Here is a 14555-nt window from a genome sequence, read left to right as displayed (position 1 = left end):
CCTGGCGCCGGTTAATCGCGATTGCATTTGTACCGTGTGGCTTTTAACCGCGTACGGCGCGCTGTTCCGGCTGTTTCAGACGCATGTGCAGCAGCGGATAAGGCTGGCCCATGCCGTCGACTTCCGACCGACCGATCACCTCGAATCCCTGCTTGAAGTAAAAGCCCAGGGCTTGCGGGTTTTGCTCGTTGACGTCCAGTTCATCGGCGTTCAGGTGTTCCATGGCGTATCTCAGCAGCTTCTTGCCCAGACCCTGGCCACGATGTTCAGGTTCGATGAACAGCATTTCGATCTTGCCCGCCGCCACGCCGGCAAACCCGGTGATGCGCTGATGGCTGTCCCTGGTACAGATCAGCATCACCGCATCGAGGTAGCGGGTCAGCACCAGATTGCGCAGCAGCTCGATGTAGCTGTCCGGCAGAAAATCATGTGTGGCACGAACCGAGGCCTCCCAGACCCGGGTCAGTTCCTGATAATCGCTGAGTTTCGGCGTGTGGATGACCGAATGGTGGCGCATGCCCGATAGCCTCTTTGTCATTTATGAGGGAGTCCTTCCCCTCACAAACGATAGCCGTAAAAAAGCCCCGCATCTCGTAAAAGAGAGCGGGGCTTTTTGTATTTTTCGCGTTTAGATCTGTTCGGCCCAGAGGTCGTATTCGTCGGCGTCGGTCACCTTGCACCAGACCTTGTCGCCCGGCTTGAGGTTGCTGCCGTTGTCGATGAACACGTTGCCGTCGATTTCCGGGGCATCGAAGAAGCAGCGGCCGACCGCGCCTTGCTCGTCGACTTCGTCCACCAGCACTTCGATTTCACGGCCGACGCGCATTTGCAGGCGTGCCGAGCTGATTTCCTGCTGGTGCGCCATGAAGCGCTCCCAGCGATCCTGCTTGACGTCGTCCGGGACGATGTCGAGGTTCAGGTCATTGGCCGGTGCGCCTTCGACCGGCGAGTACTGGAAGCAGCCGACGCGGTCGAGCTGGGCTTCGGTCAGCCAGTCCAGCAGGTACTGGAAGTCTTCTTCGGTTTCGCCGGGGAAGCCGACGATGAAGGTCGAACGGATGATCAGGTCCGGGCAGATTTCGCGCCAGTTCTTGATCCGCGCCAGGGTCTTGTCTTCGAACGCCGGGCGTTTCATCGACTTCAGGACTTTCGGGCTGGCGTGCTGGAACGGGATGTCCAGGTACGGCAGGATCTTGCCGGCGGCCATCAGCGGGATCAGTTCGTCGACGTGCGGGTACGGGTAAACGTAGTGCAGGCGGACCCAGACGCCGAGGGTGCTCAGCGCTTCGCAGAGTTCGGTCATGCGGGTCTTCACCGGCGCGCCGTTCCAGAAACCGGTGCGGTACTTGACGTCAACGCCGTAGGCGCTGGTGTCCTGGGAGATCACCAGCAGCTCCTTCACGCCGGATTTGACCAGACGCTGGGCTTCGTCGAGCACGTCGCCGACCGGACGGCTGACCAGTTTGCCGCGCATCGACGGGATGATGCAGAAGCTGCAGCTGTGGTTGCAGCCTTCGGAAATCTTCAGGTACGCGTAGTGACGCGGCGTCAGCTTGATGCCTTGCGGCGGCACCAGGTCGATCAGCGGGTTGTGATCCTGTTTCGGCGGCACGACTTCGTGCACGGCGTTGACCACTTGCTCGTACTGCTGCGGACCGGTGACGGCCAGCACGCTCGGGTGCACGTCACGGATGTTGCCTTCTTCGACGCCCATGCAGCCGGTCACGATGACCTTGCCGTTTTCCTTGATCGCTTCACCGATGACTTCCAGGGATTCGGCCTTGGCCGAGTCGATGAAGCCACAGGTGTTGACCACGACCACGTCGGCGTCCTGATAGGTGGACACCACGTCATAGCCTTCCATGCGCAGCTGGGTCAGGATGCGCTCGGAGTCGACCAGTGCTTTCGGGCAACCCAGAGATACGAAGCCAACCTTTGGATTGGCCGGCGCAGGAGTGGTGGACATGTCTAACCTCGGTGTTTTGTGACGTCGCTTGCCTGATGGCGGAAACCGACGGACGGGCGCTTGAACTGCGCCTCTGATCAAAAAGTGCGCAATTCTAGCGGCGAGCAGCGCACTTGACCAGCTTTATGCAGGGAAATACGACGAGTGCTGCGCTATGCTTCGCGCCGTTGGGCTTTACCAATTTTTTACAGTCAACAAAACGACTGTAACAACAGGTAAAACAGCGCATGCTGCATCAAAAAGCATAGTGCTTCGTTCAAAGAAGCCGGTCTGGAAATCAGGAGTGTTGGATGGGTCAGGCAAGTAGTCAGGCGGCGGGCGCCGAGCATTCGGCTGCAAAACCGCTGAGCATGCTGGTCGCGGCAGTCGGGGTAGTTTACGGCGACATCGGCACGAGCCCGTTGTACACCCTCAAAGAGGTGTTTTCCGGCGGTTACGGCGTACCGGTCAATCACGACGGAGTGTTGGGCATTCTGTCGCTGATCTTCTGGTCGCTGATCTGGGTCGTGTCGATCAAGTACATGATGTTCGTCCTGCGTGCCGACAACCAGGGCGAAGGCGGGATCATGGCACTGACCGCGCTGGCGCGGCGGGCGGCGGGGGAGCGCAGGAAGTTGCGTTCGCTGCTGGTGGTCTGCGGCCTGATCGGCGCGGCGCTGTTCTACGGTGACAGCATGATCACCCCGGCGATCTCCGTACTCTCGGCCATTGAAGGCCTGGGTCTGGCGTTCGATGGCATCGACCACTGGGTCGTGCCGCTGTCGCTGGTGGTGCTGGTGGGCCTGTTCCTGATCCAGCGTCACGGTACGGCACGGATCGGCATTCTCTTCGGGCCGATCATGGTCACCTGGTTCCTGGTGCTCGGCGCCCTCGGCGTCTATGGCATCAGCCATTCCCCGGAAGTGCTGAAGGCACTGAACCCGATCTGGGCCATCCGTTTCTTTATGGTGCATGCCGGCATGGGCGTGGCGATCCTTGGTGCCGTGGTGCTGGCACTGACCGGTGCCGAAGCGCTGTACGCCGACATGGGCCACTTCGGTCGCAAGCCGATCGCCCGGGCGTGGTTCCTGCTGGTGCTGCCGGCGCTGGTGCTCAACTACTTCGGTCAGGGTGCCTTGCTGCTGGACAACCCGGAAGCGGCGCGCAACCCCTTCTATCTGCTGGCGCCGAGCTGGGCGCTGATTCCGCTGGTGGGTCTGTCGACCCTGGCCACGGTGATCGCCTCGCAAGCGGTGATTTCCGGCGCGTTCTCCCTGACCCGTCAGGCGATCCAGCTCGGTTACATCCCGCGCATGTACATCCAGCACACCTCCAGTGATGAGCAGGGCCAGATCTACATCGGTGCAGTGAACTGGACGCTGATGGTCGGTGTGGTGCTGCTGGTGCTGGGCTTCGAGTCCTCCGGCGCTCTGGCCTCGGCCTATGGCGTGGCGGTGACCGGGACCATGCTGATGACCACCATTCTGGTGTCGGCCGTCATGTTGCTGCTGTGGAAATGGCCACCGGTGCTGGCGGTGCCGGTGCTGATCGGCTTCCTGCTGGTGGACGGCCTGTACTTCGCCGCCAACGTGCCGAAGATCGTGCAGGGTGGTGCGTTCCCGGTGGTCGCCGGTATCGCCCTGTTCATCCTCATGACCACCTGGAAGCGCGGCAAGCAATTGCTGGTCGAGCGCCTGGACGAAGGAGCGCTACCGCTGCCGATCTTCATCAGTAGTATCCGCGTGCAGCCGCCACACCGGGTGCAGGGCACTGCCGTGTTCCTGACTGCGCGCTCCGACGCAGTACCGCACGCGCTGTTGCACAACCTGCTGCACAACCAGGTCTTGCACGAGCAGGTTGTGCTGCTGACCGTGGTCTACGAGGACATCCCGCGTGTGCCGCCATCCCGACGCTTCGAAGTCGAAGCCCACGGCGAAGGCTTCTTCCGGGTGATCCTGCACTTCGGCTTCACCGACGAGCCGGACGTGCCCCAGGCGTTGAAGCTGTGTCATCTGGACGACCTCGACTTCAGCCCGATGCGCACCACCTACTTCCTCAGCCGTGAAACGGTCATCGCCTCGAAACTCGAAGGCATGGCCCGTTGGCGTGAAGCGCTGTTTGCGTTCATGTTGAAGAATGCCAACGGCAACCTGCGGTTCTTCAATCTGCCATTGAACCGGGTGATTGAGTTGGGGACGCAGGTGGAGATGTAGGCTCCGCCTTAATTGAAAAGCCCCCGTCGGCCTTGTGGCTGGCGGGGGCTTTTTTGTGCGTGTCCGGTTTGAGTGTTTGGTCGGATAGTGGAAACAGCAAGTTGCACTATGTTTAATTCAGCACAATACTTTGTGCATTAACGTACGCATCAGCATGTGAGTGAGAGGTAATTATGACGGCATTATTAGAGCGTGCTGACCAGGCAATCTCCGTGACTGCCATGGTCAGGAGCTTCAGCGCGAAGCTCAAGGAGATTTCCAGTCGTGCCACCGAGCGTCTGGTTATCTTCAAGGACAATCAACCGGCAGCGGTCATCATCAACGTGCAGGCCTATCAGGAAATGCTGGATGAACTTGAGAACCTTCGCATCGAAGCGGCAGCCCGTGAGCGTTTGAGCAATTTTGATCAGACCCAGGCAGTCAGCCATGAAGATATGCGGGCAAGGTATGCGCGGAAGGATTAAAGGAGTGCTGGATGGTTTGGGGAGTGATTTATCATCCGGAGGTCCAAGGGGATCTGGATCAGCTTGGATCTACGGCAGCCAACCGGATACTTGATGTTATTGAGGAGCGGATCATCAATGGTGAGCCCGACAAAAGTGGCAAGCCTCTGAGGGCCAGTCTTGCTGGTTGTAGAAGAATTCGAGCGGGCGATACGAGAATCGTCTATCGAGTCGATGGCCGGGCCATCCAGGTGTTGATCGTTGCTGTCGGCGCGCGACGTGACGAAGAAGTGTATGACGCAGCGGAGCGGCGCCTTTAAATAGCCCCCGCCAGCCTTGCGGCTGTCGGGGGCTTTTTTGTTTCTATGTCTTTAGATGCTTTCTGGCAAATCTTCTTCAGACTCGGTTTTTGTCCGCGCTGCTCGTGGCATCAGGGATTTCGTCACATCATCCATCAAGGCCTTGCCCATGATTGTCAGGTAATGCGCAGCCCAGGCGTGGCGGTCGTTTTCCTTGTCGTAGGCGGCATCCTCGGCGAAGGATTTGGCGAGGAACAACAGATCTGAAGCCTGTGACAGGGCTTCGACGATGGGGACGCCAGAGCGGACATTGAAAAACGCTTGATCGGAGCCAGAGCCATAGAGAAAGGAGGTGAAGCCGATGGTTGTAAAGTCTGTGGGTGTAGACGATTTCGTTTCGGTCATGGTGTTACTCCTTGGTTCGAGGAGCTGCAACTTCCGTTACCACACGAAAGGGAGGCAGCTGTACGCAGGGTGGTAAACCGGGAACCAAGGAAACCGGCACGCCCGAAGGCGTCCCACGCACAGCTGCCATAAATCGAAATCACAGACATGAAAGTGCCTGTGATTGTGAATGGGGCGCTGTTGCGCTGGTTTATCCGGGTTACCACACCCGATCGCTGAAAGGGTCAGCGACCTCTGGAGAGTATCCCGTCAAAAAACAGTGCAATAGGGCGGCAAAGTGCCCAAACACGAGATTAGGAGTTTGCCTACAAGGTACTCGGACGTCATCTGATATTGCGACACCAGACGTAAACGAAACTAAACGTTGGTGGAGGTTTGGCGCTTCTTCGGTGCGGAAGATGAATGAGGAGTTGACTACTCGAAAAGGCCAGTGGAGCAGGTGTCCACGTTTTATGGAATGTGGACACCTGGCGTTTTCAGCTTCATGAAGAGTCAAGCAATGAATGAAAAAGCCCCCGCAACCCTAAGGTTGCGGGGGCTTTTCGTTGGAGCGCCTCAGATCACTCTGCCGGCTGATCCTTGCTCTGACGCTTCTCGATCAGATCAACCAACCGCTTGGCCAGCGCCGGGTAGTTCTCGTCGAAGTGGTGGCCGCCAGGCAGTTTCACCGCTTCGCCCACCGCGGTCTTGTCGGTGCAGCCGCTTTCATCCTTCTCTTCTTCGCCGTAGATGCACACGACCTTGGCCGGTGGCAGCTTGGCCATTTCCGGGCCGGTGGCGGCTTCTTTGCCGGCGTTGCCGAGCCAGCCTTCGACTTCGATTTCGAAGCTGCCGGTGCGGGCGAAGGCCAGCAGGATGATTGCGTCGACGCGCTGCTGCTCGGTTTCCGGCAGGCGGTTGTAGATGGCCGGCAGGACGTCGGCGCCGAACGAATAGCCGGTCAGGATGAAGCGTTTGGTGCCCCATTTCTGGCGGTAGTGCTGCATCAGTTCGGTCAGGTCCAGCGCGCTCTGTTCCGGGCTCTTGTGCTGCCAGTAGTAGCGCAGGGTGTCGATGCCAACGACCGGGTAGCCGATCTTGGCCATTTCACCGGCCACGTCGCGGTCGAGATCTCGCCAGCCACCATCACCGGACAGGAACAGGGTCACGGTGTCCTTGGCCTGGCCGGCCGGGACTTCCACTACCGGGATCTGCAGGCCGCCGTTGGCCTTGTCACCACCGACGAGGATCTTGCGCAGTTCGTTGTTCAGCACTTGCGGCAGGTTGATGTCGTAGTCGCTGATGCTGGTTTCGGCGTTCGGTTGATCGCGTACGAAACCGGCGCTGGTGTCATCCGGGTTGTCGTTCCAGGCCACCAGCCAGTGGCCGTGGGCGGCAGACTTTGGCAGCAGGTGAGTGCAGCCGCCTTTTTCCAGGGCCAGATCGACCGACACGGCCTGGGCCTTGTCGTCCTTCTGTTCCGAGAGCCAGCGCCAGGCCAGCACCGCGCCAGGGCCGATGCCACTGACCAGGGTTGCCGGGCCGTTCAGTTCGCGCAGACCGCTTTGCAGTGCGCGGCTTTGCAGCAGGCAGTCCTTGGGCAGAATCACCTGGACGATCTGCGCCGAGGCGCTGCGGCTCAGGGTGGTCAGCTGATTGTCGGTGATTTTTTTGTCGTCCTCGACCGCCACCAGCACCTGGGCCTTGGGCTTGGTGCCGGGAATGACCCGGGTCATGACCGTGCCGTCAGCCGGTTTTAGCTGTTCGAGGGTCGGTTCCGGTGCCGGGCGTTTGAGGTACCAGTAACCGCCGCCGGCAATCACGGCCAGCACGATCAGTGCGGCCAGGATGTACTTCAGGGAGCGTTGAATCATCAGCGTTTCACCAATCCAGTCAAGCCGCCCGCGATCAGGGCAGCAGTATCGGCCAGTGCCACCAGCGGATCGAGTCCGGCGGGCACTGCCATATAACGGGGTTCCCAGTCAGGCTGGAACTTGTCTTTGAAGCGGCGCAAGCCTTGGAAGTTGTACAGCTGCTCACCACGGCGGAAAACCATCGAGCCCAGACGCTGGGTCAGCGGTGCACCACGACGGGGTTGCAACCCCGACAACGGCACCATGCCCAGGCTGAAACGCGCGTATCCGTGACTCTTATAATGTTGAATCAGACCGACCATCAAAAACTCCATGGTCAGCTTGGGGGCGTCCGGGTGCGAGCGCATCAGGTCGAGGCTGGCCAGGTCATGGCTGTAGGTCTCGAGCAGGTTGGCGAACGCCACCGGGCGGCCCTCGAAGCGAATCACCGCGATGCGGAAATGCTTCAGGTAATCATCGCTGAAACGGCCGAGGGAGAAGCCTTTCTCGCGTACGTTCTTGCCGGTCAGCCAGGCATCGGAAATCACCTTGAGCTCGTCCATCGGCGCCTGGCCCGGCTCGAAGATCTCCAGTGACAGACCGTCGCGGGTACCACGGTTCCAGGTGTAGCGCAGGTCCTTCATCTCTTTGCCCTTGGCATCCAGGTCAAAGCGATGCAGATCGACCCGGGCTTCTTCGCCGAGCTTGATCGCGGTCAGGCCGATGTCCATGTAGTACGGCAGGTTCTCGGCGCGCACTTGATAGAACACGGGACGGGCGTGGTGGATGTCACACAGGTCACGGAACTGCCAGATCATTTCCGCCCGTTGTTGGCCGGGGCCGATCGGATCGTACAGCGCCACCAGACTGCGGCCGCGACGGGCGTACATCAGGAAGGCTTCGTCGTTGGGGTGGAACAGCAGCGCCTTGTCACCGGTCAGGGCCAGGCCGCCGTCCGGTTGCGAGGAGGCCATCAGGACCTTCGAGGCGCGCTCCAGCTCGTCCGGGGTCGGCAGATGAATCACCGGGCGGGCGGTACGCAGCAGCCAGGTCAGGGCGATCACCAGCAACAGCACCGCAGCGCCGAGCAGCGAACGCAGACCGCGCGGGGCATCGGCGTCGAGGGTGAACTGCCACCACAACTGATGGCTGTACGGCACGTCCTGGTAGGCGAACAGCAGCAGCCAGGTCGATGCGCCGAGTACGCACAGGCTCGCCACCAGATACAGCGGCGAGAACGGCACTTCGGTCAGACGGCTCGGGCGATAGAAAGAACGACGGAACACCCCCAGCAGCGCGGCGGTGAGGGTCATCAGCGTGGCTTCTTCCCAGTCGAAACCCTTGAGCAGCGAGAGCAGGGCACCCACCAGCAGCAGAATGGTGGTCAGCATCCACGCCGCCGACAGCCGGCGACGCAGGCCCTGGGCAAGCATCAGGCACAGCACGCCGATCAGGCTGGCGCCGAAGTGCGAGGCATCGACCAGACGATGGGGAATCAGGTAGGCGATGTGTTCCAGGCGCGTGTCGATTTCAGGTGTCGCGCCGGAGAACAGCAGCACCACGCCGGACAGGAACACCAGTACCGCGAGGATCGGTGCGGCCAGGCCGGAGGCGGCGCGCATGGTCTGGGTCTGGAACAGCCGCTGACCTTCGTTGATCAGCAGCAGTACGCAGGCCACCAGCAATGGCAGCACCACATAGATCATGCGATAGAGCAGCAGGGCGGCGGCCAGTGGCGCAGCGCCGAGCTTGTCAGCGAAGGCCGCCAGCAGAATCGCTTCGAATACCCCGACACCGCCCGGTACATGGCTGAGCACGCCGGCCGCCAGGGCCAGCAGGTACACCAGCAGGAATGCGCCGAATGGCGGTGCTTCCGGCAGCAGCATGTACAACACGGTAGCGGCAGCGGCGACGTCGAGGGCGGTGATGACCAGTTGCAGGAATGTCAGGCGGCGGCCCGGCAGGCGCAGGGTGCGGCGTCCGACCTTGACCAGCAGATTGTCGCGGTAAGGCTGTTCCGGCAGACGCCGACGATAAATGCCCATGGCCAGAATCGCGCCGAGCAGCAGCACGGCAGAGGCAATCGTGGCCAGCAGGCCTTCGGACAGGCCCAGCGCCTGGGAAGCGGCCGGCAGGTCACTCAGGGTGGCCAGTGCCGCCAGCGGTGGCAGGGCGCAACCCAGCGACAGGCTGGCAAACAGGGTCATGTGCGCGACTTCCGAAGCGCCCAGGCCAAGCCGTGCATATAAACGGTAACGCACCGAGCCGCCGGACAGCATCGACAGGCCGATGGCGTTGCCGATCGCAAAAGCCGTGAAGCCACCGAGCGCCAGCGTGCGCGGCGGGATGGTCACGCCGGCATAGCGGCTGGCCGACCATTCGTAGCCCAGCAGAATGATGAAGCCGACGACGGTCGCGCCGAAAGCACCCAGCAGGGCCGGCTTCGGCACGTCGAGAATCGAGTCGTGCAGGGCATAGAGGTCGAGTTCGCTGAGCAGATGGCGACAGGCAATCAGCGCGATAGCGAACAACAGCAAAGTGACCGCCAGACCAATCGGTTGCCGGTATTTGCTGATTCGATCCAGCAAGCGCATGCGCTCGGGCTTGATCGATGGATTCACGGTGAGGGTGTCTTGTGGATCAGACGAGTTGGCGCGCATCAATCACCTCTTGGATTGTGCGCGACAGGATGGGGGTATCCAGCCAAGTTACCAATCCCTGTAGAAAAAAATAATCACAAAATACTACGCCTCTCGTCGGGTATCGGCGAGGGCAGGTCTCGGATTGCAGACCTCTTGCCTGCGACTCAAGCATAGTCGCAACTCGGCGGGTCTGAAGATCCTGAGCGGTTCACTGCACAGTGACAGATCATTGTTGCGAAAGGACTTTTTCCACAGATACAAAAAAGGCCACTCTTTCGAGCAGCCTTTTTTGATGTTTGGTTGCGGGAGCCGGATTTGAACCGACGACCTTCGGGTTATGAGCCCGACGAGCTACCAGACTGCTCCATCCCGCGTCTGTGTGGCGGCATTCTACAGGCGAACGGCGGGGTGTCAACCGTTAATCCCGCGAAGGGTCAAATAAGCGTGAAATCGCGTCAATCCGTCGCAGGAGGGCGGTAAGTTTCGGAATTGCAAAGGATTCCTGTTTGGCCCGGATGATTGCCCAATGAAAAACAGACGCGCACAAAAAAGGCCAATCTTTCGATTGGCCTTTTTTGATGTTTGGTTGCGGGAGCCGGATTTGAACCGACGACCTTCGGGTTATGAGCCCGACGAGCTACCAGACTGCTCCATCCCGCGTCTGTGTGGCGGCATTCTACAGAGGATCGCCGGGGTGTCAACCTTGAATCCGGATAAAATCTGTTCTGGTTCAATTGGTTAGCTATTTTTAGAAGCCGCTGGCGGGGCCGCAGCTCAGGCAGGGCGCGGGTTTCAGCTCTATTGGTCAGCGATTTCCGATTGAGAAAATAAATTCAACGGACCTTTCCTACCGCTGGAAAAGAACCTTCATACCACTGGTGCTATATACAGGTGTCAGTGAGATACTGCCTATCCGGCTTGCCACGTTTCCTTTTCTGTCATGACCCAGCGAAAAATCATCCACATCGACTGTGACTGTTTCTACGCCGCCATCGAGATGCGTGACGACCCGCGTCTGGCCGGCAAACCGCTGGCGGTGGGTGGTTCGGCAGACCGGCGCGGGGTGATCGCCACCTGCAACTATGAGGCGAGGGCTTACGGCGTGCGTTCGGCGATGTCCTCGGGGCATGCCTTGAAACTGTGCCCGGATCTGACCATCGTCAAACCGCGAATGGATGCCTACCGTGAGGCATCGAAGGAAATTCACACGATCTTTCGCGATTACACCGATCTGATCGAGCCGCTGTCGCTGGACGAGGCCTACCTCGATGTCTCGGACAGCGCGCATTTCGGTGGCAGCGCCACGCGCATCGCCCAGGACATCCGGCGCCGGGTCTCCAATCAATTGCACATCACGGTCTCGGCCGGGGTGGCACCGAACAAGTTTCTGGCCAAGATCGCAAGTGACTGGAAAAAGCCCAACGGCCTGTTTGTCATCACCCCGGATCAGGTCGAAGATTTTGTCAGTGGCCTGCCGGTGAGCAAGCTGCACGGCGTCGGCAAGGTCACTGCGGACAAACTGGGCAAGCTTGGCATCAACGACTGCTCGCAACTGCGCGAGTGGGACAAGTTGGCGTTGGTGCGCGAATTCGGCAGTTTTGGCGAGCGACTCTGGAGCCTGGCCCGTGGGATAGATGAACGGCAGGTGCATAACGACAGTCGTCGTCAGTCGATCAGTGTGGAAAACACCTACGACGTGGATCTGCCGGATCTGCGCAGTTGCCTGGACAAGCTGCCTGAATTGCTGGAGACCCTGAAAACCCGCATGGCAAGGATCGACAGCAGCTACCGGCCGGGCAAGCCGTTCGTCAAAGTGAAATTCCATGACTTCACCCAGACCACACTGGAGCAGGCCGGGGCAGGGCGGGATCTGGGCAGTTATCAGTTGATGCTGACGCAGGCGTTCAATCGCGGTGGCAAACCGGTGCGGCTGTTGGGGGTGGGGGTTCGGCTTGAGGATTTGCGCGGCGGTTTTGAACAGATGGAGCTGTTCGAGCGGTAGCGCATACAAAAAAGCCCGAAACAGGTTCGGGCTCTTCTATAAGCGTTGTCAGTTCGGACCGGGGTCCGCCACCAGTCGCCCGGCATCCTTGGTCAGCGACTTGAGGAACTCGGCCTGCAACTCGGGATCGTTGCGTGTCAGCTCGATCAGGCTCTGTTCCAGTTCGCTGGCTTCTTCTTCCAGACCCAGTTCCGACAGGCGTTTGACCCGGTGCACCCACTGGCTCACTTCGTCGTCTTCCAGATCGTCGTAAATCAGGCCGTGGGCTTCCAGCAGCTTGCCACGCAGGTGACTGCTGATCGTCAGGGACGAGTCGGAATGCACGTCATCCTTGGCGTCCTCGACACTGATCTGCAGTTTGCCGACATGATTCAGATCGTTTTCGGCGAACGGACTGTCCAGCAGGTTCAGGCGCAGCACGCCGTTGCGGTCGGTGGTCATGTCGAAGGTCTGCTTGCCGGCCTTGACCTGCACCGGGCGCTCGCTCCACGGCAGGCTCGAATACTCCATGCGCTTGTCGCGCTGGACTTCATCGATACCGGCCAGGTTCTGCTGCGCACGACCGTGGGACTGCACGTTCATGAACGGGTTGAGCCCGGCGAACCCGTAGCTCAGCCAGTCCTTGGTCACGCTGTCCGGCAGGGTGCCGAAGGCGAACACGTTGACCACGTTGGCCCCGACACCGGCCACCACCGCCACGGCACCCAGCGGAATCTCGTAGATTTCGCGCCAGGGCTGATAAGGCGTGTAGCGGTCATAACGACGGGTCACTTCGTACTCAGTGACTTCGAAGGTTTTCTGCTCGTTGATCTTTACGCGTCTCTGCGGCAGCTCAAGCACCTTAGGCTCACCGACATCGATCTGCAGGCTGTGATCGAGCAGCTTTCGCTCGACCCGCTCTTCGTGCTCGCTGCGCTGTGACATGTGATTGGCACAGCCGCTGACCAGCAGGGTGCCGCACAGGGCGGCACCACCGAGGCCTAAGGTGTTTCGCTTGAACATGAGGACTCTATCTGGTTTCAGCGGCGGATACGGGCCTGCAGGAAGGACAGTACGTCGGCAACCGGCAGCGCTTGCGCCTGGCCTTCGGTACGGCTCTTGTATTCCAGGTTGCCTTCGGCGAGGCCGCGGTCGCTGACCACGATCCGGTGCGGAATGCCGATCAGCTCCATGTCCGCGAACTTGATGCCCGGGCTGGTTTTCTTGTCGCGATCGTCCAGCAGCACTTCGAAGCCGGCAGCGGTCAGTTCCGCGTACAGCTTGTCGGTGGCTTCGCGCACCTGCTCGGTTTCATAGCGCAGCGGTACCAGGGCGATCTGGAATGGCGCCAGGGCGTCGCTCCAGATGATGCCGTTCTCGTCGTTGTTCTGCTCGATGGCCGCAGCCACCACGCGGGACACGCCGATGCCGTAGCAACCCATTTCCAGGGTGACAGGCTTGCCGTTCTCGCCCAGCACTTCGCACTTCATCGCCTTGCTGTACTTGTTGCCCAGCTGGAAGATGTGTCCGACTTCGATGCCGCGCTTGATTTCCAGGGTGCCCTTGCCGTCCGGGCTCGGGTCGCCGGCCACGACGTTGCGCAGGTCAGCCACGGTCGGAACCGGCAGGTCACGCTCCCAGTTCACGCCGAAGTAGTGCTTGTCGTCGATGTTGGCACCGATGCCGAAGTCGCTCATCAGCTCGACCGAACGGTCGATGATGATCGGCAGTGGCAGGTTCAGCGGGCCGAGGGAGCCGGCGCCGGCGCCGATGGCGTCACGCAGCTCTGCATCGGACGCCATGACCAGCGGGCTGGCGACGCCAGGTTGCTGGGCAGCCTTGATTTCGTTCAGCTCGTGGTCGCCACGGATCACCAGGGCGATCAGCTTGCCTTCTTCCTCGGCGTGCACGATCAGGGTCTTGATGGTCTTTTCGATCGGCAGACCGAATTTTTCCACCAGGGCCGCGATGGTCTTGGTGTCCGGAGTGTCGACCAGACGCAGTTCTTCGGCCGGCGCAGCGCGAGAGGTTTCACGCGGTACGGCTTCGGCTTTCTCGATGTTCGCGGCGTAGTCGGAGCCGTTGCTGAAGACGATATCGTCTTCGCCGGACTCGGCCAGCACGTGGAATTCGTGGGAGCCGGCACCGCCGATGGAACCGTTGTCGGCTTCCACAGGACGGAACTTCAGGCCCAGGCGGGTGAAGATGTTGCAGTACGCTTCGTGCATGCGGTCATAGGTGATCTGCAGCGATGCCTGATCCGCATGGAATGAGTACGAGTCCTTCATGATGAATTCACGGCCGCGCATCAAGCCGAAGCGTGGGCGGATTTCGTCACGGAACTTGGTCTGGATCTGGTACAGGTTGATTGGCAGCTGCTTGTAGCTGCTCAATTCGTTGCGCATCAGATCGGTGATCACTTCTTCGTGGGTCGGGCCCGCGCAGAAGTCGCGACCGTGACGGTCTTTGATGCGCAGCAGCTCAGGGCCGTATTCGTCCCAGCGCCCCGATTCCTGCCACAGCTCGGCCGGTTGGGTGCTCGGCATCAACACTTCCAGAGAGCCGGCGGCGTTCATCTCTTCGCGAACGATGGCTTCCACCTTGCGCATTACCCGCAGGCCCATCGGCAGCCAGGTGTACAGGCCCGAGGCGAGTTTGCGGATCATGCCGGCGCGCAGCATCAGCTGATGGCTGATGACGACCGCGTCGGAAGGTGTTTCTTTCTGTGTGGCGAGCAAAAATTGACTGGTGCGCATGGTTGGCCGTTGTCGGTTGCTATGACTGGAAATGACGGA

General features: G+C 60.3%; 11 protein-coding genes and 2 tRNA genes. 4 read left to right on the top strand and 9 right to left on the bottom strand.

What is annotated here, in order from left to right; genetic code table 11:
* Positions 1 to 43 precede the first annotated feature (43 nt).
* Positions 44 to 517 carry a GNAT family N-acetyltransferase gene (locus tag M5B44_RS02405; RefSeq protein ID WP_248738129.1) on the bottom strand — a complete coding sequence of 158 codons (474 nt, stop codon included), beginning with the start codon at positions 515 to 517 and terminating at the stop codon, positions 44 to 46.
* 111 nt (positions 518 to 628) lie between these two features.
* Entirely contained in the window at positions 629 to 1966 is a 1338-nt protein-coding gene (gene rimO, locus M5B44_RS02400) for a 30S ribosomal protein S12 methylthiotransferase RimO (protein WP_248738128.1), read from the bottom strand.
* 350 nt (positions 1967 to 2316) lie between these two features.
* Here rimO and M5B44_RS02395 point away from each other — a divergent pair, with 350 nt between their 5' ends.
* From M5B44_RS02395 to M5B44_RS02385, 3 genes are all read left to right on the top strand, one after another.
* The gene (locus M5B44_RS02395; protein WP_412546958.1) at positions 2317 to 4158 is read left to right on the top strand and encodes a potassium transporter Kup; all 1842 of its coding nucleotides are present in this window, start codon (positions 2317 to 2319) and stop codon (positions 4156 to 4158) included.
* A 173-nt stretch (positions 4159 to 4331) separates the two neighbouring features.
* Complete coding sequence (locus tag M5B44_RS02390) at positions 4332 to 4622, top strand: type II toxin-antitoxin system Phd/YefM family antitoxin (protein WP_248738127.1); 291 nt, start codon at positions 4332 to 4334, stop codon at positions 4620 to 4622.
* A gap of 11 nt (positions 4623 to 4633) precedes the next feature.
* Positions 4634 to 4921 (top strand): type II toxin-antitoxin system RelE family toxin, encoded by a 288-nt coding sequence (locus tag M5B44_RS02385; RefSeq protein WP_248738126.1) that lies wholly within the window; start codon positions 4634 to 4636, stop codon positions 4919 to 4921.
* A gap of 51 nt (positions 4922 to 4972) precedes the next feature.
* Here M5B44_RS02385 and M5B44_RS02380 read toward each other — a convergent pair whose 3' ends face one another.
* The 5 genes from M5B44_RS02380 to M5B44_RS02360 all read right to left on the bottom strand — a co-directional run bounded on the left by M5B44_RS02380 (position 4973) and on the right by M5B44_RS02360 (position 10439).
* Complete coding sequence (locus M5B44_RS02380; protein ID WP_248738125.1) at positions 4973 to 5305, bottom strand: DUF3077 domain-containing protein; 333 nt, start codon at positions 5303 to 5305, stop codon at positions 4973 to 4975.
* Between the two features lie 560 nt (positions 5306 to 5865).
* On the bottom strand, positions 5866 to 7158 hold the full coding sequence (locus M5B44_RS02375; protein ID WP_248738124.1) for a virulence factor family protein: 1293 nt from the start codon (positions 7156 to 7158) through the stop codon (positions 5866 to 5868).
* Complete coding sequence (gene mprF / locus M5B44_RS02370; protein WP_085712914.1) at positions 7158 to 9797, bottom strand: bifunctional lysylphosphatidylglycerol flippase/synthetase MprF; 2640 nt, start codon at positions 9795 to 9797, stop codon at positions 7158 to 7160. The genes M5B44_RS02375 and mprF overlap by 1 nt, the downstream gene beginning before the upstream one ends.
* Before the next feature lie 279 nt (positions 9798 to 10076).
* A tRNA-Met gene (locus M5B44_RS02365) sits at positions 10077 to 10153 on the bottom strand.
* A 209-nt stretch (positions 10154 to 10362) separates the two neighbouring features.
* Positions 10363 to 10439, bottom strand: a tRNA-Met gene (locus tag M5B44_RS02360).
* A 280-nt stretch (positions 10440 to 10719) separates the two neighbouring features.
* On the opposite strand from M5B44_RS02360, the gene dinB reads away from it, so the two are divergent.
* Positions 10720 to 11781: a DNA polymerase IV gene (gene dinB / locus M5B44_RS02355; protein ID WP_114881690.1), complete on the top strand. Its 1062-nt coding sequence runs from the start codon at positions 10720 to 10722 to the stop codon at positions 11779 to 11781.
* Between the two features lie 48 nt (positions 11782 to 11829).
* Here dinB and M5B44_RS02350 read toward each other — a convergent pair whose 3' ends face one another.
* Both M5B44_RS02350 and M5B44_RS02345 read right to left on the bottom strand, forming a co-directional pair.
* Positions 11830 to 12783: a hypothetical protein gene (locus M5B44_RS02350; RefSeq protein ID WP_085712916.1), complete on the bottom strand. Its 954-nt coding sequence runs from the start codon at positions 12781 to 12783 to the stop codon at positions 11830 to 11832.
* A gap of 17 nt (positions 12784 to 12800) precedes the next feature.
* Positions 12801 to 14516 carry a proline--tRNA ligase gene (locus tag M5B44_RS02345; protein WP_248738123.1) on the bottom strand — a complete coding sequence of 572 codons (1716 nt, stop codon included), beginning with the start codon at positions 14514 to 14516 and terminating at the stop codon, positions 12801 to 12803.
* Between the last annotated feature and the right edge of the window lie 39 nt (positions 14517 to 14555).

This window comes from Pseudomonas sp. MWU12-2029 (assembly GCF_023242425.1).
Lineage (GTDB): Bacteria > Pseudomonadota > Gammaproteobacteria > Pseudomonadales > Pseudomonadaceae > Aquipseudomonas > Aquipseudomonas kribbensis.
The sequence above is the reverse complement of the archived record's forward strand: the minus strand, read 5'-3'. Positions and strand labels throughout refer to the sequence as shown.

What these genes read in the sequence shown, in the direction of transcription:
- M5B44_RS02375 (WP_248738124.1), bottom strand. Translation starts at nt 7,158, where the DNA reads ATGATTCAACGCTCCCTGAAGTACATCCTGGCCGCACTGATCGTGCTG.
- mprF (WP_085712914.1), bottom strand. Translation starts at nt 9,797, where the DNA reads ATGCGCGCCAACTCGTCTGATCCACAAGACACCCTCACCGTGAATCCA.
- rimO (WP_248738128.1), bottom strand. Translation starts at nt 1,966, where the DNA reads ATGTCCACCACTCCTGCGCCGGCCAATCCAAAGGTTGGCTTCGTATCT.
- M5B44_RS02385 (WP_248738126.1), top strand. Translation starts at nt 4,634, where the DNA reads ATGGTTTGGGGAGTGATTTATCATCCGGAGGTCCAAGGGGATCTGGAT.
- M5B44_RS02395 (WP_412546958.1), top strand. Translation starts at nt 2,317, where the DNA reads ATGCTGGTCGCGGCAGTCGGGGTAGTTTACGGCGACATCGGCACGAGC.
- dinB (WP_114881690.1), top strand. Translation starts at nt 10,720, where the DNA reads ATGACCCAGCGAAAAATCATCCACATCGACTGTGACTGTTTCTACGCC.
- M5B44_RS02345 (WP_248738123.1), bottom strand. Translation starts at nt 14,516, where the DNA reads ATGCGCACCAGTCAATTTTTGCTCGCCACACAGAAAGAAACACCTTCC.
- M5B44_RS02405 (WP_248738129.1), bottom strand. Translation starts at nt 517, where the DNA reads ATGCGCCACCATTCGGTCATCCACACGCCGAAACTCAGCGATTATCAG.
- M5B44_RS02380 (WP_248738125.1), bottom strand. Translation starts at nt 5,305, where the DNA reads ATGACCGAAACGAAATCGTCTACACCCACAGACTTTACAACCATCGGC.
- M5B44_RS02390 (WP_248738127.1), top strand. Translation starts at nt 4,332, where the DNA reads ATGACGGCATTATTAGAGCGTGCTGACCAGGCAATCTCCGTGACTGCC.
- M5B44_RS02350 (WP_085712916.1), bottom strand. Translation starts at nt 12,783, where the DNA reads ATGTTCAAGCGAAACACCTTAGGCCTCGGTGGTGCCGCCCTGTGCGGC.